The 17,228-nt window shown below is 70.4% G+C and carries 16 protein-coding genes; 5 read left to right on the forward strand and 11 right to left on the reverse strand.

The features are described from left to right. The first annotated feature begins 84 nt into the window (after window positions 1-84). Window positions 85-1,233 carry a C40 family peptidase gene (locus ACFYMU_RS27805; RefSeq protein ID WP_388378629.1) on the forward strand — a complete coding sequence of 383 codons (1,149 nt, stop codon included), beginning with the start codon at window positions 85-87 and terminating at the stop codon, window positions 1,231-1,233. Beyond that, window positions 1,230-1,826 carry a hypothetical protein gene (locus ACFYMU_RS27810; protein ID WP_388378631.1) on the forward strand — a complete coding sequence of 199 codons (597 nt, stop codon included), beginning with the start codon at window positions 1,230-1,232 and terminating at the stop codon, window positions 1,824-1,826. The genes ACFYMU_RS27805 and ACFYMU_RS27810 overlap by 4 nt, the downstream gene beginning before the upstream one ends. 60 nt (window positions 1,827-1,886) lie before the next feature. Here the strand turns inward: ACFYMU_RS27810 and ACFYMU_RS27815 are convergent, their stop codons facing one another. The 4 genes from ACFYMU_RS27815 to ACFYMU_RS27830 form a co-directional block, all read right to left on the reverse strand. Next, complete coding sequence (locus ACFYMU_RS27815) at window positions 1,887-3,161, reverse strand: MinD/ParA family protein (RefSeq protein ID WP_388378634.1); 1,275 nt, start codon at window positions 3,159-3,161, stop codon at window positions 1,887-1,889. Window positions 3,162-3,223: 62 nt separating this feature from the next. Continuing rightward, on the reverse strand, window positions 3,224-3,643 hold the full coding sequence (locus ACFYMU_RS27820; protein WP_388378636.1) for a hypothetical protein: 420 nt from the start codon (window positions 3,641-3,643) through the stop codon (window positions 3,224-3,226). Window positions 3,644-3,803: 160 nt separating this feature from the next. Next, complete coding sequence (locus tag ACFYMU_RS27825) at window positions 3,804-4,328, reverse strand: hypothetical protein (RefSeq protein ID WP_388378638.1); 525 nt, start codon at window positions 4,326-4,328, stop codon at window positions 3,804-3,806. A gap of 179 nt (window positions 4,329-4,507) precedes the next feature. Then, on the reverse strand, window positions 4,508-5,383 hold the full coding sequence (locus ACFYMU_RS27830) for a hypothetical protein (RefSeq protein ID WP_388378641.1): 876 nt from the start codon (window positions 5,381-5,383) through the stop codon (window positions 4,508-4,510). 141 nt (window positions 5,384-5,524) lie between these two features. Here ACFYMU_RS27830 and ACFYMU_RS27835 point away from each other — a divergent pair, with 141 nt between their 5' ends. After that, window positions 5,525-6,406, forward strand: a complete 882-nt coding sequence (locus tag ACFYMU_RS27835; protein ID WP_388378644.1) for a hypothetical protein — start codon at window positions 5,525-5,527, stop codon at window positions 6,404-6,406. 124 nt (window positions 6,407-6,530) lie between these two features. On the opposite strand, the gene ACFYMU_RS27840 is transcribed toward ACFYMU_RS27835, so the two are convergent. The 3 genes from ACFYMU_RS27840 to ACFYMU_RS27850 are packed head-to-tail and all read right to left on the reverse strand — an operon-like array spanning window position 6,531 to window position 10,278. Further along, window positions 6,531-6,995, reverse strand: coding sequence for a hypothetical protein (locus tag ACFYMU_RS27840; RefSeq protein WP_388378647.1), 465 nt, complete (start codon window positions 6,993-6,995; stop codon window positions 6,531-6,533). Between the two features lie 5 nt (window positions 6,996-7,000). Next, window positions 7,001-7,573: a hypothetical protein gene (locus ACFYMU_RS27845; protein WP_388378650.1), complete on the reverse strand. Its 573-nt coding sequence runs from the start codon at window positions 7,571-7,573 to the stop codon at window positions 7,001-7,003. Then, entirely contained in the window at window positions 7,570-10,278 is a 2,709-nt protein-coding gene (locus tag ACFYMU_RS27850; protein ID WP_388378653.1) for a hypothetical protein, read from the reverse strand. Before ACFYMU_RS27850 ends, ACFYMU_RS27845 begins: the two co-directional genes overlap by 4 nt. 323 nt (window positions 10,279-10,601) lie before the next feature. Between ACFYMU_RS27850 and ACFYMU_RS27855 the strand changes: the two genes are divergently transcribed. Both ACFYMU_RS27855 and ACFYMU_RS27860 read left to right on the forward strand, forming a co-directional pair. Further along, the gene (locus ACFYMU_RS27855; RefSeq protein ID WP_388378656.1) at window positions 10,602-11,270 is read left to right on the forward strand and encodes a hypothetical protein; all 669 of its coding nucleotides are present in this window, start codon (window positions 10,602-10,604) and stop codon (window positions 11,268-11,270) included. A gap of 78 nt (window positions 11,271-11,348) precedes the next feature. Further along, window positions 11,349-11,891 (forward strand): hypothetical protein, encoded by a 543-nt coding sequence (locus tag ACFYMU_RS27860; protein WP_388378659.1) that lies wholly within the window; start codon window positions 11,349-11,351, stop codon window positions 11,889-11,891. 42 nt (window positions 11,892-11,933) lie between these two features. Here the strand turns inward: ACFYMU_RS27860 and ACFYMU_RS27865 are convergent, their stop codons facing one another. The 4 genes from ACFYMU_RS27865 to ACFYMU_RS27880 form a co-directional block, all read right to left on the reverse strand. Beyond that, window positions 11,934-14,660, reverse strand: coding sequence for an ATP-binding protein (locus ACFYMU_RS27865; RefSeq protein WP_388378661.1), 2,727 nt, complete (start codon window positions 14,658-14,660; stop codon window positions 11,934-11,936). A 3-nt stretch (window positions 14,661-14,663) separates the two neighbouring features. After that, on the reverse strand, window positions 14,664-15,245 hold the full coding sequence (locus ACFYMU_RS27870) for a hypothetical protein (protein ID WP_388378664.1): 582 nt from the start codon (window positions 15,243-15,245) through the stop codon (window positions 14,664-14,666). Window positions 15,246-15,289: 44 nt separating this feature from the next. Beyond that, entirely contained in the window at window positions 15,290-15,583 is a 294-nt protein-coding gene (locus tag ACFYMU_RS27875; protein ID WP_388378667.1) for a TcpD family membrane protein, read from the reverse strand. A 146-nt stretch (window positions 15,584-15,729) separates the two neighbouring features. Next, on the reverse strand, window positions 15,730-17,112 hold the full coding sequence (locus ACFYMU_RS27880; protein ID WP_388378670.1) for a conjugal transfer protein: 1,383 nt from the start codon (window positions 17,110-17,112) through the stop codon (window positions 15,730-15,732). Window positions 17,113-17,228: the final 116 nt, after the last annotated feature.

A 17,228-nucleotide genomic window follows, 5' to 3' on the forward strand; every position in this document is an offset into this window, starting at 1 on the left:
AATTGGCAGTATAGACACTAGCTCGTAAGGTATATACACAGGGGCGCTCGCGCAGGGTGTCACAGACGGGGGGCACGTCAAGCTGTGGACAAGAAGACGGTCATAGGCATCATCCTGGTCTGCGCGTTCTTGTTCAGCGGTGGCGGCCTGTTCTTCATCGCGGGGACCGGAACGGTGGTGGGCCTGGCGGGGATGCTGGGAGCCGCCGTGGGCGGGGGCGGTGACGACGGTGGGGCCGGTGTGCCGGGCGGGACCGTGTGCGACCCGGGCGGCGAGACCCTGCACGCCAACGTGCCCGGTGTGGGCCCGTACCGGGTCACCGACGAGCAGATGGGCAACGCCGCCATCATCGTTCACGTCGGGGAGAAGGAGAAGGTTCCCGATGACGGGCTCGTCATCGCCATCATGACGTCCCTTCAGGAAAGCCAGCTGCGGAACATCGACTACGGCGACCGGGACAGCATCGGCCTGTTCCAGCAGCGTCCCGCCGCCGGCTGGGGCACACACGACCAGATCATGGACCCCGACTACTCGTCCATGGCGTTCTACGGCGGCCCCAGCCACCCCAGCCCGCCCCACCCCCGCGGTCTTCTCGGCGTGCCCGGCTGGCAGCAGTTGGAGAAGGGTGCCGCCGCCCAGGCCGTCCAGGTCTCCGCCTACCCCGACGCATACACCAAGTGGGAGGGGATAGCCGGCCAGATCGTCGGCCGGGCCAAGGACATCAAGTGCGAGGACGTCGGTCTGAGCGGGGACGTCGGCAAGGTGATCCAGGCGGCTAAGGCGCAGCTCGGCGTGGACTACTGCTGGGCCGGCGGTGACGCGAACGGCCCGACTCACACCTCCTACTGCCCCCAGGGCGTCTCCAAGGGCTTCGACTGCTCGGGACTCACCCTCTACGCCTACGCCAAGGTCGGCATCACTCTGGGCCACTACACGGGCGACCAGTGGGAGGCGGGCAGCCGGGTACGCGACTATTCGGACCTCAAACCGGGAGACCTGATGTTCTGGAGCAGTGACGGCACGGTGGGTGGTATCCATCATGTGAGCATGTATCTCGGCAATGACGAGATGATCCATGCGCCCCGGACCGGGAAGACGGTGGAGATCGTCCAGAACGTCAGCAGGAACAGGTACTGGATGGACCAGTGGATCGGTGGTTCGCGGCTGCTGAAGGACAACGGCGGGTCCGCTCAGGACGCCGCCGGTACGGGCTTCGCCGGGGGGACGCTGTGACCGCGGTCGCGCGCCGTGCGGCGGCCCTGTGCCTGGCGGTGGCGGCGGCCGCCGTGCTCACCGCGGGGTGCACGAAGGGCGCCGGGAAGCCCGCTGCCCCTCCGTCCTCCTCCGCCCCGCCGGTGAACGCCGCCCCCGGCCCCGGCAAGGTGACGGCGACCCCGGCCGGGGAAGCCTCGGCGAGTCCCGGTGGCGAACGGTTCGACTACACCGACCCCGAGGCGGTGGCCGCCGCGTACGTCCAGGCGTACGTCCGGCACAGCTGGCAGGACCCGAGCCCGCGTGCGTACCTCGAGCGGATCGGGCCGTACGCCACCGCCGCCTATGTGAAGCGGCTGCGGGACTCCAGCAGTGACCGCTGTGACGTGACGTGCGAGACCGCCAGGAAGAGCCGTGTCGAGGTCAGCGCCGACGAGATCCACACGGTGATTCCGGACGAGGCGCCGCGCTCCGGCAGCGAGGTGTGGGTGCAGGTCTCGTACGCGGAGCGGACCAGTTGGAGCAACGGCGGCGAGTCGTCGCAGACCGGCATGGTCCTGAAGCTCACTCGGAGCGGCGGGAAGTGGCTCGTGGACGGGCGCCAGGGGACCTGAGCGCCCGGATGTCCGGGGCACCCCGCCCGCAGAGGTGGTGACCGCGCCACGAAGCGCCGGTCACCGGCCCGGCAGCACGTTCCCGAAACCGTCCGCCAGCAGGGCCGCCAGGTCCATGTAGGCGCCCCGGGTGGTCGGGGAGACCCGGTCGTACTGGATCGTGCCGCCCGCGTACAGATGCTGGTCGTAGGGGACCCGCACCACGTGGGTGCACAACTGCTGGAAGTAGTCCACCAGCGTGTTCATGTTGATGCCGACGGCTTTCGGCGCGTCCATCGTGATCACCACCACGGCGTCGCGCACCAGGTGCGGATAGCCCTGCGCGTACACCTCGTCGAGCGTCTTGGCGGCGCGGCGTGCGGCGTCGAAGCGCGGGGCCGCGACGACGATGAGGCGGTCGGTGGTGGCCAGCGTCCCCTTCATGGCGGAGTGCTTCATGCCCGTGCCGCTGTCGGTGACGACGATGTCGAAGGCCCGGGTGAGGACGTCCTGGGCGGTGCGGTACTGCTCCTCGTCGAACAACTCGCTGATGTCCGGGCTCTGTTCGCTCGCCGCCACCATCAGCCGGTCGGCCTGGCCGAGGTACTGGTGGATGTGCAGCGGGTCGGTCAGGCCCTGCCCGCCGAGGGCCCGGCGGTGTCGCTCGGCGCCGACCAGGTCGCGGACGGTCGGCATGATCCGCTCACCCAGCAGCCGGTCTGCGAGGGTTCCGGCGTGCGGGTTGGCGTCGATGACGACGGTCCGGTCGGCGCGGTAGTGCGCGAAGGTCAGGCCCAGCATGGCCGACGTCGTCGTCTTGCCCACGCCGCCCTTGATGCTGGTGACACTGATCCGGTACGGACGCGGCACGGGTGTCTGCAGCCGGGCGAGCCGCTGCTGCTCGGGGCCGGAGGAGCGTGCGCCGCCGCGGCCGACGAGCCGCAGCAGCCCGGAGCGCTGGGCGTCCGTCGAGATCGCCGAGACCGCCGGGGAGGGCGGCTGGTACTGGCCCGCGTACGGGTTGACGTATGGGTTGGGTGAGGAGCCGTTGGGGAGCGGGGCGGGCGCGGGCGCCGGGGCGCCGGCCGGCCCGGGCAGCGGCGCGGGCGCAGGTGTGGCGGCCGGTCCCGGGGCCGGTTCACGCCCGGACGGCGGCCGTTGAACCGGTGCGGGCCCGGGCGCCGGGGAAGGAGCATGAGCAGGGGACGGTGCCGGCCCCGCTGGGTGCACAGTCGCCTGCTGTGCCGATGACGGCTGCGTGCCCGAGGCCGGAAGGGTGCGCGCGTGGCTCGGGGGCAGTTCGTCCTCGTCCTGGTCGGCGGCCGACGACGCGCCGAAGGCGCTGTTCTCGGACACGCTTGTTCTCCCCCACCGTTTCGAGCCCGGCCGGGCCGCAAGCCGTCAACCGAACCGACTGGCTAGTCCTTGGGAGTGTACAAGGACAGCAGTCGCCGGCTGACGGCCTGAGGCCGGGTGGGCTTGCCTGTTGCGTACTTGACCAGCATCTCTTCGAGGATGGCCGTCAGATTGGTGCCCTCGACCTCGGCACGCGCGTGAGCCATGGCCAGGTAGCGCGCCGGGAAGCGGTTGACGACCGGCACCTTGCGGGCGTTCTCGGGCGGCAGCTCCGAGGGGATCTCCGGGCGCTTGGCGCCCTCGCGCTTGGGCGCCTGGCTCAGCTCGTTGCGGCGGCGCCTGCGCAGCACGCCCAGGGCCTCCTCCTCGGTGATGGGGCCCCGGTTGGGGGTCCACACCAGAGGCTCGAGCTCGCCCGGCAGCGCGGTGTCCTCGTCCACTCCGTCCGGTCGTCGGGTCAGAGCCGCCTTCGCGGTCACCATGCGACGCCGATGGGACCGAGTCCGCTGGGGAATGTCCGAAGTGCTCATGGCTCCTCCAGTAACGTCATCGACGACCCGGCCGGACTGTCCGCGCACGAGGTCTACACGTTGTGTACAGACGTTACCTCATGACATTCGGTCCAGGTGGATCGTCCCCCGCTTACAGCTTCGTCACGGTTTTCACTTGTCCCAAAACCGCGCCTCCGTCGGCGAGTTCGTACAGAAAACGCTCACCGGCGTCCGGTGCCTCGAGATCCACGCCGAAGCAGATTCCCAGCAGGCACCAGCGATCGGTGCCCGGCTGGCGCCATTCCTCGGGCAGGGTGAGCGGTCCCCGGCCCAGCAGCCAGGGGCAGTCGGCCAGGTCCACGGCCAGACGGTCACTGGCCAACCGTACCCTGACCAGTGGAATCTCACTTATCTCAAGCACATCGTCCCGGTCGGCGCGGGTGAAGCCCCACACCTCGGACACGTACTCGGCGTCGCTCCGTACGGCCGGTCCGCTGCGCGCGCCGACCCTGCGCATCTCCCGGTCGTGGGCGAGAAACAGGCCCCGCGGGAGTGACAGCAGCAAAGAGGGCTCGGTTTGATCAAGATCGCTGGTTAGCCGCGCGGACCATTCCCATTCCTGGACGTCGAGTGTGAGAGAACCCCGGGTGATTCCGTGTACGACATTCCGCTTCACAGTACAGCTCCCCCGACAGCAGCCCTTGGAGAAGCGGCAATTGAGCCCGCAACTCCCGTAGCAGGAACATCATGGCAGCGAATCGGACTCATTGCGTCACCGTTCAGACACAGTGAGATCCTCTCTGTGCATCAATGAAAGGTGTCAAGCGTGAGACGCCGGTTGCGGGTCGCAAACGGTCAGATGCCGAGGCTCAGCCGGTGCCTCAGAGCGTTGCAGCGCCGCCGGGCTGCGGCCGACTCCCGCTCGGCGCCCCGCACGTCCAGCCACATACGGACCACGGCCTCGCCGATGCGCTCGCTCTCGGCCGCGTCGGTGACCTGGCACCAGCAGTGATGGGCGTTGGCTGCGTTCCGCCGGACCTGCGGACCGCGGTCGTCGGACATGCGCCGCCAGGCCGTGGCGATCCCGAGGTAGAGATCGGCGGCGCGGGCCCAGTCCCGCGCGAGGGTGCTCACATGCGCCCGTACGGCACGGGCGTGCAGCACGTGGGGGTGCGTGGCCCCGTAGAGCAGGGCCGCCTCCCGTTCCAGGTCCGCGGCGAGCGTGATCGCGGCCTCGAGCCGCCCGCCCTCCCCGGCCTCGGCGATCCGCGCCAGTCGCTCCCGCAACTGCTCGGGCGGCGGCGGGGTCTCCACCGGCTCCTGGACCTCCACGGTGAGCACGAGCGTCTCGGTGCGCGGGTTGCGCGGGTTGCGGGGGGCGGCCGGGGGTGTCGGCTCCGCCGGACGTCCGCTCTCGCCGGTACCGTCGGCGGCGGGTCCGGGGTCGCCCGGGCCCACCCCGGTGTCCTCCTCCACGCGTCCGTCCGGATGGATGACCAACGGCCATGTGGTGCCGTCCGGTTCGAGAGCGAGGGCATGGACGGGCCGGTCCTGCCGTACGGCCATGTCGACGGCGGTTCGCATGGCGGCGGCGCGTACGTCGGCCAGGTCCCCGCCGTCGGGGACGACCACAGGGATGCCGCCGACGCTCGCCCGCCCGTTCGCGTACACCACGATGGTCAGCCGGGGCGGTTCCCAAGTCCCGGCTTCCGAGGCGGTATTGGTGTCCATGAGCCCCCTTCGCGGCTCGTCCCGCAGCGCGGGCGGTTGGGCGTGGACGGTCCGGTACGGGGTTGGTGAAGGCTGTTTCCCGGCCATGGTACGGGGGCCCTTCGACAGTACACTGTGTATTGACACTCACGAGGGGGCTTCATGAGCAACACGAGCAGCGCGGGCATGACGGCCTGGGTCGGCATGGCCGTTCAGGCGGTGGGCGCCATGGGCGACCGGGCCTACGACGCCTGGCTCGCCGAGGTCGAGCGCACGGCCGTCGACCTGTGGCTGATGTCCGCTCCCGGCGGTTCCACCGCCCGGCTGGCGGCCGACCTCTCCTCGTGCACACCGGTCAACGGCGTGCTGGCGCACGCGCACGTCGACGGGGACCGGGGCCGGGCCCGGCTCGTGGTGCGCACGGTGAACGGGGAGGGTGTCAGCGAGGAACGCTCCTTCCACACCGAGGAGTTGACGCGCCGCAGAGCGCGGGACGTGCTGGAGCGGGCCCAGTCGCTGGTCGGACACGGGGTGCGGCTGCTGCTGACCGCGAGCGGTTCCGGTGAGCAGCGCGTGCTGCACATCAGCGACTCCGGGGAGCGTGAGCGGGGGAGCGCCGGGATGCGCGCGGAGCGGACCGCGCGGGATCACGCGGCGGCCGTGCCGGAAGCGGTGGCGCCTGTTGCGGCAGCCCCGGCGCCCGCGTCGACGGCTCCGGCGCCCGACCCGGCACCGCAGCCGGTCTCGGCACCGGCCCCGGTGCCCCCACGGGCGCCGGCACCGGTGGTGCCTGCCGAGGCCCCTGCTCCGCCTCCCGCGGGCGGCGTCACCTGGGAGGAAGGCTCCCTGTCGGTGTGGCGGAACATCAATCGCGGCTGGCCCAAGGCGTACCGCACCTCCTGCCTGCTCGCGTTGCGGGACCGGGTGATGGTGGACGACAAGGGCGTCGTCCTGAACCTGGACGAACTCATCGCCCTGGCCCAGGAGTCCCCGGACCCCGACACGCCTCGGGGCAAGGACATCGCCGCACGCTATCCGGCCTGAGGCGACGCACTGGGACGGTGCGTCGCCTCGGCGACGCCTGCCCCAAAGGGAGAGCTCGATCGCCGCCCGGGACCTCGCGTGTCTCCCGGTGGCGACGCCTCCGTCGCCGACGGCGCCCCTGCGATCACCGGGCCCGCAGTCGGCGTACCGCGCGCCGGCCGCGTTCCTCGGCGCGCGCCCACAGCACCACCGCGCCGCTGAGCAGGGCGCCGAACAGGCCCGCACGGCCGCCGAGCGCGGCGTACACGAGCGCGCCGCCCGCGGACGACGCGAAGAACGTCCACACGATCGTGCGCCAGCGTGCCGTCCGCGGCGGATACGTGTACACCACCACGACGCTGCCGACCGCCAGCGCGGCCGTGGCCACCAGCGCGTGGGCGTAGTACATCTGCCAGTTCACGATCGCGGACGCCTGCTGTCGTACGAGGGCGATCCAGACCAGGAACGCGAACGCGACCTTCAGGTGCTCCAGTACCTTGGCGGCCCCGGACGGGGCGCGCCAGCTCGGCTTGCCCCGGGCGGCCTTGCCCGCCTTGTCGTTCGTCGTCCTCGCCTTCTTCACGGCCTTCGCCGTCTTCGTCGTTCCCACGGGCCTCACCCCTCTTCCAGCTTCACCGACGTGACGACCCAGCCGTCGTCTCCCTGTTCGAGACCGAGAGTGACGTGGAGCAGTTCCGAGGAGTTCTCGCCCTTGCCGAAGTCCACGGTGACCTCGGTCTTCCCGCTCTGCTCCGCGCTCGTGTCCGGAGCGCTGAGGGTCCCTGTCGCGGTGGCGCCGGAGAGCTTCGACAGATGGTCCTGCCAGTCCTGGGCCATCTGCTGGCGCAACTGCGCGCGGGCGGCGGGGGCGACCCGTGGCAGCCGGTCGACGAAGGTCTGCGGCGTGGTGCGGTCCGGGTCGTACTTGACGTACGCCCCGGCGACCGCCCGTGCCACCTCCTGTGGCGTCGCCTCGCTGGTCAGCGATCCGCCGTAGCCGCCGGAGATGAGCGATGCCGGACGGGGCACGTAGAGCGGGGCGAGCGGACGGGCGCCCGGAGCCGCCGTCTCGCCGCCGCCCGCCTGCCCCTGGCCGGAACGCGCCCTGCCGGCGATGTTGTTGAGGGCGAGTCCGAGGACGACCAGCGTGATGAAGAGGACCGCGAGCCTTCTGCCCCGGTGGGTCATGCGCCACCACTCCCGTTCCGCGCCACGTTGTCCAGGCCGGCCGCCTGACGGACGTTCTGCAGCGCCTGCTCGACCTGGGTGGCGGGCGCCTTCATGTTGGCGAGGGTCTCCCGCAGGTCGTTCAGGGCCGTGGACATCGATGTGGCCACCGGTATCTGCAGGGCAAGTGCCTCGACGCGGTTGAGGAACTCCATGCGCCCGCGCGGCGAGAGCGCCTCGTCCGAGGGCGTGACCGGCAGCTCGTTGGCCACGCGGGAGATCACCTCGAAGGTGACGTGCGCGTTGGCCGGCAGGCCCACGGCGTCGATCTTGTCCGGCAGGCCGTACTGCGCGACGGCCTGCGCGGCGGTCAACCGGGCCGCCTCGGTGTGCGGCCCGCCGGAGTCGATCTGGACGGCGAGGCTTCGCAGGGCGACGCCCGCGTGGTGGTTGTGGTCGATGTGCGCCGGATTGCCGTACAGGGACAGCACGCGGTCCAGGTTGGCCGCCGCCTGCTGGACGTTCGAGAAATTGCCGGACAGTATCTCGTCGCCGCGGTCGGTGGCCCGCACCCGCCGGCTGGGGTCGACCCCACCGGTCGCGCTGCGCCGCAGGTTGCTGTGGTGCAGCGGGTCGTCGGGATGCCGGGCGCCGGTGCGCGGATCGCGCAGCGAGTCGTAGTGCTGGCGCTCCAGGGCGTCGGCCCCGGCCGGGTCGCCCTGACGCCGCCGTTCCTGGATCGCATCCAGCGCGGCGCTGTGCGCCGGTTCCTGGGTGCGGTTGAAGCGACGCCTGGCCAGGCCCTCGCGAGCGGCCTCGCTCCGCTTGATCGCCTCGCCGGCCGCCTTCTCCTCCTGGCGGTTCTGCGTGTTCTCGTAGTTCTCCTTGCCCGCTTCCTTGGCGGCGCCGAACTTGCCGAACGCCGAGCGGGTGCGCCGGCCGAGGTTCGGTGCGTTCTTCAGCACGCCCAGCCCGGCCGCCTTGAACCCCTCGGCCGCCGACAGGCGCTGTCCGGAGGCGGCGGCCGCGGTGGATGCGCCCTTGACGGCCGCGCCCGCGGACACACCGGCCATCGCGAGGCTGGCGCCCCCGCTCGCCACCGCGACGCCCGCCTGCACGGTGGTCTGCGCGGCCTTCTTGGCGAAGTCGGCGCCGACGCCCACGATGGCGTCGCCGGCGCTCTTGTCGCCCATCGCCATGCCGGACAGGGCACGCATCGCCGGCTTGGCGTAGACGCCGAGCAGGACGGTCATCAGAGCGCAGGTGAGGATCTTCAGCACCCAGTTCTGGTCGCCGCCGGGGGCGAGGATGAGCGTGTCCAGGTAGGTGACGATCACCAGGCCGAGACCCCAGCCGACCTGCCGGAACAGATTGGTGAGGAGCAGCTCGCCCAGTTTGATCGCGGCCACCCTGGAGGGCCCTGGGAAGATGCCCAGGAGGAGGTAGAAGGGCGCGAAGATCATCAGGACGAACACGCCCAGCTTGGCGGCCAGGAGCATGGCGCAGATGAAGTAGACGGAGGCGTTGATGACGATGCCGCCCATGACGCTCATGGCGGCCGCGGAGAGCCGGGCCATGTAGTCGCTGCCGCCCGCGATGGCGATGGCGTTCTCGTCCTCGGCCTTCACCTTCCGCTTGTCGTCCGAGAACCAGCCCGAGTCCTCACCGCCGAAGCAGATGCGGAGGTTCTTGTCACCGTCCTCATGGCACAGGTCGTTGGCCCACAGCTTCAGGTAGGGCACCTTGTCGACGAAGCCGTCCCAAGCCTTGGAGCCGGACTTCGAGTCGCCGCCCACCTCGTCGTCGGTGCCGTTCCATTCGACGGAGCCACTGACGACCTTCGCGCCCTTCTCGTCGATCCTCCCCTGTGCGGTCACGCCCACGAACTGGGCGTTGAGCATCTCGGGGCCCCACTTCTTGGCCGCAGCGGCGTCGTTGCCGACCTGGCCGTAGAGCCAGGGGTCGTACACCAGCGGCACCCAGAGGGCGTCCTGGACGCACGATGCAGCGGACGCGGAGCCGTCCCCCGCGGCCCTGTTGCACAGCGAGGTGTTGTCGGCTCCTCCGGTGGTCGGCAACTCCGCGAGGGACTGGAAGCCGGTGGACGTCACGTCGCCCACGACGCTGTTGATCTTGGTGCCGGCGGCCGTGGGATTGGCCTGGAACCAGAAGAAGAGCCCCGTGATCAGGAGCATCCAGCCGAAGCCTTTCAGCACGGCGGTGATCCGCCCGTTGGGGCCCCAGTTCTTGATGCCCAGATAGATGCCGCCCAGCGCCCCGACCAGCCCGAGGAACGGCGTGGCGATGTTCGACACGGCCCCTGCCACGTTGCCGATGGGCCCCTCCAGGAAGCTGAACGGGTCCTTGCCGAAGGACCAGCCGAGCAGCGCCATGGTGAAGGCGGCGAAGGTCTTGGAGACGTTGAAGATCGTGTTCGGGACGAAGTTGATGAACCGGCCGACCGAGAAGCAGCCGGGGTTCCAGCCGAAGACGTTCCAGGTGAGACCCGACATCCCGTAGCGGTGGAAGGAGGGCGCCGGCCCGTCGTACGGCTTGTCCGCCTTGGGGATGTAGGTCTCGAACTCCGACGGCGGGATGGACGTATCCGGCTTGTTCGTGCCGAAGAACGCCTCGATGCCCGAGCTGCGGTTCTCGGGTATGGGGACGTTCATCGGGCCGCAGATCGAGATCAGGTCGTCGGTGATCGCCTGCGCGGGAGTGGCCATCGTGAACCACAGTGTGAACGTGGACAGCACAGTGAGCAGGACGGCCCCGGCCCGTCGGCGGAGGACGCGCCTGCGGGCACGTCCTCCGCCACCGGATCGGGGCCGCCGCACGGCAGGGACGTCACGGAACGACGTCATCCTGGTGCGGGCCTCGGCTGTCGAGGCGATGGCCATATGGATCCCCCGTGACTCCTAGGACTTTCTCTTCATGTGTATATACGCTAGAGACGTTAGCACGCGGATCGGACACAACTGCCGTGTCCGCACGGCAGGATGACGGCACATCACGGCGCACGAGGCACATGCGGCGAAGGGGGCGAGCGATGCGGTACGACGACCGGGGGCGTGAGGGGACCCCGTCGATCCATCGGGCCGCCCTCGACAATCTGCGGCGCGGCACCAAGCCGGTGCTGATCTTCTTCGGCGCGGTGTTCGGCCTGATGACCCTGTTCGTGGTGGGCGGCTTCGTCTTCGTCCAGCAGAACATGCCGAGCCGGCCCGCGGTCGCCGAGGGCACGTCCGGCGCGGGCGGTTCCCCGTCGCCCGGATCCTCCGTCGGCGGTGCCGCCGTATGGCGGGACCGGCTCGCCGCCTTCCTCGGCGATGCGGCCCGGGGCCACGGCGACGCGTGGTTCCCAGGGGCGGCCGCAGCGAGGGACGGCCTGACCTACACGCCGCTCTCCTCCCGGGACCCCGGTGCGGACCGGCCGGACGGCCTGGCCCATGTGCCCTACCACGACCTGTCGGCGCGGGACACGGCTGCGGTGCTCAGTGCCGTGTCCCGCCGCGGCGCGGTGCAGCCGTCCAGCCTCGCGGTGGCCGAGTCCGCAGGCAGCGACCGTAGCTGGAGCGTGGACTTCGTCGTCAAGACCCGAGCGGCGAAGGGCGACGCATGGCTGGAGGGCCGGGCCGAGGGCTACACCAAGCCGTCCGGTGCGACGGTGATCCTGCGCCTGGTGTACCCGGCGGCGGACGCGTCCTCCCACGGCTGACCCGCGCCCCTGCAGCAAACCCGAGAACAGAACGGAGACGGTGTGCTCAAGGCAAGCCGAACCAAAGGTGCGCTGGCCGTGACGGCAGCGCTGCTGGCGCTCGCAGGGTGCGGGAGCGGCGACGCGTCCGGTTCGAAGGACACGGCGTCCGCCTCCCCGACCGCGCAGGCGGACCCGTACCGGAAAGCCCCCTGGCGCTTGCAGGTCGTCAACCTCCTCAACGCGCTGCGCACTCCACAGGACGGGCGGTACCGCTCCTGGATGTCGGACAGTGCCACTTACTGGAACCACGACTTCACCTACACCCCACGCAGAGCCGGTGATCCCGGCTGGGCGGACCGCACCGGCGAGGGCTACGTGCCGGTCTATCCGGGCAAGCTCGGCAAGGCGGAAAAGACCGCCTTCTTCAAGGCGATCACCAGGGACGACACGGTGATCGCCTCGACCCTGACCGTCACCCGTGCCGACTCGGTACCCCATGCGGACGATGCCGACTACAAGTTCGCGTTCAAAGTGAGGACCACGGACGGCAAGTGGCTCACCGGCCAGGCCGTCGGCAACGGCACCCAGGCGTCGAGGGGCCGGATCACCCGCCTCGTCTACGACGTGCCGGCGTCCTAGTGCCCCGGCACAGAGGCTGGCCGTCCCGGCGACGGGGCGGCCTCACACTCCGAGCAACGCCTCCGGCGGCACCGGGTCGTCGTCCTCCCTCCCCGGTGCGCCCCGGCCCTCCTCCTTCCCCTCCTCCTGCGCCTCGTCCTCCGCCTCCTTCTTCGCGCCGTCCCGCTTCGCCTCGAGCTCCCGCCGCGCCCCGGCCGCCTCCTCGCCGAAGATCTCGGCGATGATGCGGGTCATCTTCTCGGGGTCCTTCTCCGGGTTCGTGTCGAAGATGTCGAGCGCGAAGTCGTGGACGAACTCGACCTTGACGCGGGCGAGTTTGCCCGTGCGGTCCTTGAACACGCACACGCCCTTCCCGCTGCCGCCGAGCGACAGGACCGTGCCGACGTTCGCGCCGTTCGGCTCGACGCCGAGGAACTCGCACGTCTTCACGGCCTCGTCCTTCGACGTCGTGCCGAAGGCCCAGACGCCGGTGACGAAGCTGGAGTCGAAGTCACCGGCGGACTGCGAGATGAGCCGCAGGAAGGTGTTGCGGGAGCGGCCCAGGCGCTTGATGCGGTCCACCAGCGTGCGGGCGCGCGGATTGTCCTTGCTGGTGTGCCACTCGTCCCAGGTGATCGCCTTGGGGATCGCCGGGTCGAGGGTGGCCATGATGTTCCAGGTGTTGTCGGCCATCAGGCCCGAGATCACGTCCGACAGCAGTTCGCGCTCCGACATCATCTCCGGCGGCTTGCCCGGGTCCGGCATCTGCAGGCCCAGGGTGCAGAAGATCACCGTGTAGCCGACGGGGATGCGGAACGGCCGCGGCGCCCGGCCGAAGACCAGCTGGCCCAGCTTGGTGCGGGAGACCTCGCGGTAGCGGCGGCCGGGCGGGCCCGAGAACTGGCGGCAGCGCTCCTGGTTGATGTTGTGGGGCGAGGGCGGCAGCTTCTCCCAGGCCTCCAGGATCTCCACCACGCGCATGAGGTAGGTCGAACCGTGCCCCTCCGCGATGGCCGCGCCCACCGCCTGCCGGATGACGTCGCCGAAGTCGCTGCCGTTCTGGCCCGCGAGCAGGTCGGGGACCAGCCGCAGCAGCGTCTCGCGCATCAGCTGCGCGGCGTCCTCCGGGGTCTCCGCCTGGGCGGCCGGGTCGAGCATGCCCGGCTCGGCGTCGTAGACGTTGACACAGATGATCTTGTCGGGGTTGAGGCCGAGTTCACCCGCGTACTTCTTGAGGACCAGGTAGTCGCCCTTGGGATCCCACACCACCTGGGTGATGCCGCGCAGGGCGTCCTCCCAGACCGGCTTGAGGCCGCGGCTGACGGTCTTGCCGCCGCCGGGGTCGCCCGGCACGCCCTCGGTCGGGGCGAGCTGCGACTGGGTGGCGTAGAGCATGTGGTCGACGAAGACCGGCTCGGCCGGCAGGCCGCCCGCACCGATGGTGTAGCCCTGGTAGAGGCCCTCGCCGTCACCCACCGACGGTGAGATGTGCGGCATGCCGGAGGCCAGGTAGTCCAGCGGCACACGCCGGATGTAGTCGCTGTCCGTGGGGCGGCCGCCGGGCAGCGACTCGTAGAAGAAGAACTTCTGGTGGGTGGGCGGCGCGTCCACCGTGTAGCCGGCCTCCCGCATCGACCGGACGAAATCCCGTGCGTGCTCCCGCAGCCGCTCCTTGTCCGTGGCGGCGACACCGAACAGCGCGCGCATCCGCACGAAGGGCGTGCGGTGGTGGTCCACCAGGTACTTCATCTGCGTGGCCAGTTCGCGCTTCTGGTGGTAGGTCAGGTCGGTGGCGACGCCCGCTTCCTTGTCGTTGAAGAACTGCTCCTCGACGTTGCGCAGCGCCTTGTCCGCGTCCTTGCGGGTGTCGGCCAGCTCCTGCACCTCGAATCCGATGGACTGCACGACGGGGAAGGGCAGCGCGTCCGATCGGTGCAGCCACAGCGTGCCGGGGAAGTTGATCTCTTCGGGGCCGAGCGAGAAGGCGAACCAGATCTGGTACGAGGTACCGGTCACCGTCTCGTGGCGCAGGCACTTGTAGTCGTACTTGCCGATGCGTCCGAGCGGCTCCCGGGTGAGCTCCCCGCCGCACAGCGCCTGCAGTTCGCCCGGGCCGTAGCGCTGCGGCGTCACGGCGGCGGGGTCGGGGGCGGGCAGTCCCGGGTGGGTGAGGTGCAGCAGGAGCATCTCCGCCTCCTGCCGGCCCACGGGCTGGCAGCGCAGCGGGGATCCGGCCAGGGTGGTGCGGACGTCGCCGGCCAGGTCGTGCCACACCTCGATCTCGTCGAGGGCCGGCATCTGGTCGTCGAGGTCGAGCGGCTTGCGCACCTGCTCCCACAGGCGCTGGACCCGCCCCCAGGCTCCGTTGTACGAGGCCCGGTCGCCCAGCCGGACCGCCAGGTAGACCCGCTTGATGGGCCAGGCGGCGTCATTGATGCGGTCGCGGGTGTCGGACAGCAGCGTGGACCAGCCGGGTGCCGGGATGCCGTGCTTCTGCGTGCGCTCGTTCAGGCGCTCGGCCCAGCTGTCGGCGTTGAAGGGGAACTCGGTGGTGATCAGCCGGGTCTGCTGGGCCGCCCCGCGGGGCAGTCCGGACAGTCCGGCGTACACCTGGGCGAGCCCGGCCCGCTTGTCGAGCGGGCTCATCAGCTCCCAGCTCCGGGTGGGCACGCTCACCAGTGTGTACGCCCCGTCGGCGTCCAGCAGGATCACATCGTCGAGGTAGCGGTAGCCGATGCGGGACGGTGCCTGGTAGCCGTCCGGGATGAGACGGGAGACGACGTTCTTCACCTGTCACGCCTTCCATGCGCTCGTGGACTGCGGCTGCGGCTGCGGCTGCGGCTGCGACTTCGTCTGCGGCTGCGTCCCGGAAGCCGGCCGCACCGTCCCGAAGCCGTTCGGCAGCGGTGTCCTGGGCGCCAGCCCGGGGAGCAGGTCCGGCCGGGCCCGCCACAGCACGATGCGGTACGCCGCCGGCCCGTGCCCCTTGCGGACCGGCACCCCCTTGCGGTGCACGGGGTCGTCCATCCAGTCCCGCACCACCGCCCGGACCAGGCCGAAGATGCCGAGGTTGTGGCGGACGGGGCGGCGGGAGAGGGCCACCGCGAAGACCGGCGGCACGAACAGGACGAACAGATAGGGGATGCCGACCGGTGCGCTCGCCCCGAAGAGATGGGCGACCACCTTGATCGGCGGGGCGAGGATCATGTTGTACGCCGTGATCCACAGGAAGAGGGTGAGGGCGAAGACCTTGATGTCGTCGACGAACAGACCCTCCTTCAGCGGGATGTTCGCCTTGCCGACCTTGCGCAGCGCCTTCTTGACCTTGAACGCCTCGGTGTAGTCCCGCAGCGTCACTGTCTCGTCGTCGCTCAACTCCCCCACCCTTCCCGTTGGTTACTGCCGAGGGACCCGGGACGTCAGGAGCTGAGGATCGGGTCCCAGACGTTGGTCTTGATGAAGTTGCCGCCGTCCTGGAGCAGCGCGGTCGGGCTGTCGACGATCATGAAGGTGAAGCTGCCGATCAGCAGGATCGTCACGACGACCATCCACTTGCGCTGCGCCTGCGTGAAGAAGGCGGCGACGACGGCGAAGACGACGGTGGCGGCGAGGATGGCCTTGCCGATGGTGCTCGTCTTGGTGGTGATCTGGTTGGCGGCCGCGAGGTAGACGTGCGTGTCGGCCGGCATGGCCTGGAGCGCGTGGCTGAGCATGTGGGTGTCCGTTCCTCTTCTGCTGGGCGCGCATGGAGCTGCGTACTCGCGCGAGCTGATCGTATATACACAAGCTGGATGCGGCAGCCGGATTTCCCCCGTCGGGACCGCCGGTGCGCGATCACATCGCTATGTATAGACGGTGTTCACGGTGTGGTGGATGCGCCGGGCGTCGGCTGTTGCACGTCTGTCGATGTTGTTGCACCGGGATAAGGAGCGGGACTGTGCGAATACATTCCGCCCGTGCCCTGCGAGGGCTGCACGTCCGGGAGCTGGTCGCCGCCCGCCGAGCCCACGGCGGGCGTCGGGTCGGACGCGAAGTACCACTGGCCGTTCTTCTGCACCACGGCGACCTGGTACGTGGACGTCTGCGCCGCCTTGCCGTCGGTGCTCAGCAGGGTCGTGGTGAAGGTGACCGTGCGGTGTGCGGCGTCCCCGCCCTTGCCGACCTGCGGGATGTAGACGTTGTCGACCTTCGGGCGCCCGCCGTCGTCGGAGCCGGTGTAGGCGCCACCCAGCCCGAACGAGACGGTCCCGGGCAGCAGATAGCGGTTCAGGTTGTCGGTGTCGCTCTGCGCCCACGCCGCCAGGAACGGCGGCAGCAGGTCGTCCTTGAAGGTCCCGGCCAGGTCGGTGTCGTTCGACGTGCTCTCGGAACTGCCGCGCGGGGGCGTGGTCAGCCCCGCGCACGGCACGTACACCGGAGCCGAGGTCAGCCCGAACGCGGTCGAGCCGCCGCGTTCCACGGTGTACACGGGCACGGCCACACAGCGCCAGGAGCCGTCCTGCACCTGGACGGTCGCCCGCACGACGCCCTGGCTCCGCCCGGTCACCTGGACGTCGTCGCTCACCACCATGTCGATGACCGACTGCGCGCCCTGGCCGTTCCAGCCGAGTTGCGCGTCCAGGCCGTTGATGGCGTACGGCTCCAGCGCGCGCGAACGGTCGTCGGCGTGGTCCGGGTCGTACGTGGTGAAGAGCTTCACCAGCGGCGCCGCCCACAGTTGGGCCGCGCCGCGCGGGAACGTCCTCGCGGACGACCGGACGCGCGCGTCCACCTCGGCCCGCACGTCCGCCTTGCTGGCCTTGCCGTTCACCTTGGCGAACAGGAACAGCAGGAGCAGGACGGCGAAGGCGCCCAGCAGCCGGCGGACCAGGATGCCGCGGCGCGGGCCCGCCCACATCTGGGCGGAGGAGACGCCGGACCGGTCCCCGGCCGCGGTGGCGGTCCCGGGCCTGGCGAAGGGGTTGTGGAACCAGCCGTTGCCGGCGGAGGCGTCGGCCTGCCCGGCCTTGTCCCCGCCCTTGTCCCCGCCCTTCTTCCCGCCCTTCTTCCTGCCCTTTTCCCCGGCCTTCCCTTTGCCTTTCCCGGCCTCCGCCTCTCCGGCGGCCTCCTGTGCGGCGGCCTCCTGTGCGGCGGCGGGCGCAGCCGGCGGCCAGGCGTCGGGCGGCGCCGGCTCGGCGGCCTTGCCGCGCCGGAACGCACTGCGTGAGCGCCCGCCGGAGCGGGCGCTCTGCCGGATGAGCATGTCCTCCGTCAGCGCCGGTGCCGGCCGGCGTCCGTGCGGAGCATCACCCTGCGGTGGCACTGCCACGATTCCCCCGATTGCTGTATAGACGAGCAATCGTCATCCCGATTGCCGTA

Origin of the sequence: Streptomyces sp. NPDC007264, assembly GCF_042869095.1 — a bacterium.
In the GTDB taxonomy this organism is placed as follows: Bacteria; Actinomycetota; Actinomycetes; order Streptomycetales; family Streptomycetaceae; genus Streptomyces.

Excerpts from the sequence above, each read along its gene's own strand:
- ACFYMU_RS27875 (WP_388378667.1), bottom strand. The coding sequence starts at position 15,583 with ATGCTCAGCCACGCGCTCCAGGCCATGCCGGCCGACACGCACGTCTAC.
- ACFYMU_RS27830 (WP_388378641.1), bottom strand. The coding sequence starts at position 5,383 with ATGGACACCAATACCGCCTCGGAAGCCGGGACTTGGGAACCGCCCCGG.
- ACFYMU_RS27855 (WP_388378656.1), top strand. The coding sequence starts at position 10,602 with ATGCGGTACGACGACCGGGGGCGTGAGGGGACCCCGTCGATCCATCGG.
- ACFYMU_RS27845 (WP_388378650.1), bottom strand. The coding sequence starts at position 7,573 with ATGACCCACCGGGGCAGAAGGCTCGCGGTCCTCTTCATCACGCTGGTC.
- ACFYMU_RS27820 (WP_388378636.1), bottom strand. The coding sequence starts at position 3,643 with ATGGTGACCGCGAAGGCGGCTCTGACCCGACGACCGGACGGAGTGGAC.
- ACFYMU_RS27835 (WP_388378644.1), top strand. The coding sequence starts at position 5,525 with ATGAGCAACACGAGCAGCGCGGGCATGACGGCCTGGGTCGGCATGGCC.
- ACFYMU_RS27880 (WP_388378670.1), bottom strand. The coding sequence starts at position 17,112 with ATGCTCATCCGGCAGAGCGCCCGCTCCGGCGGGCGCTCACGCAGTGCG.
- ACFYMU_RS27850 (WP_388378653.1), bottom strand. The coding sequence starts at position 10,278 with ATGGCCACTCCCGCGCAGGCGATCACCGACGACCTGATCTCGATCTGC.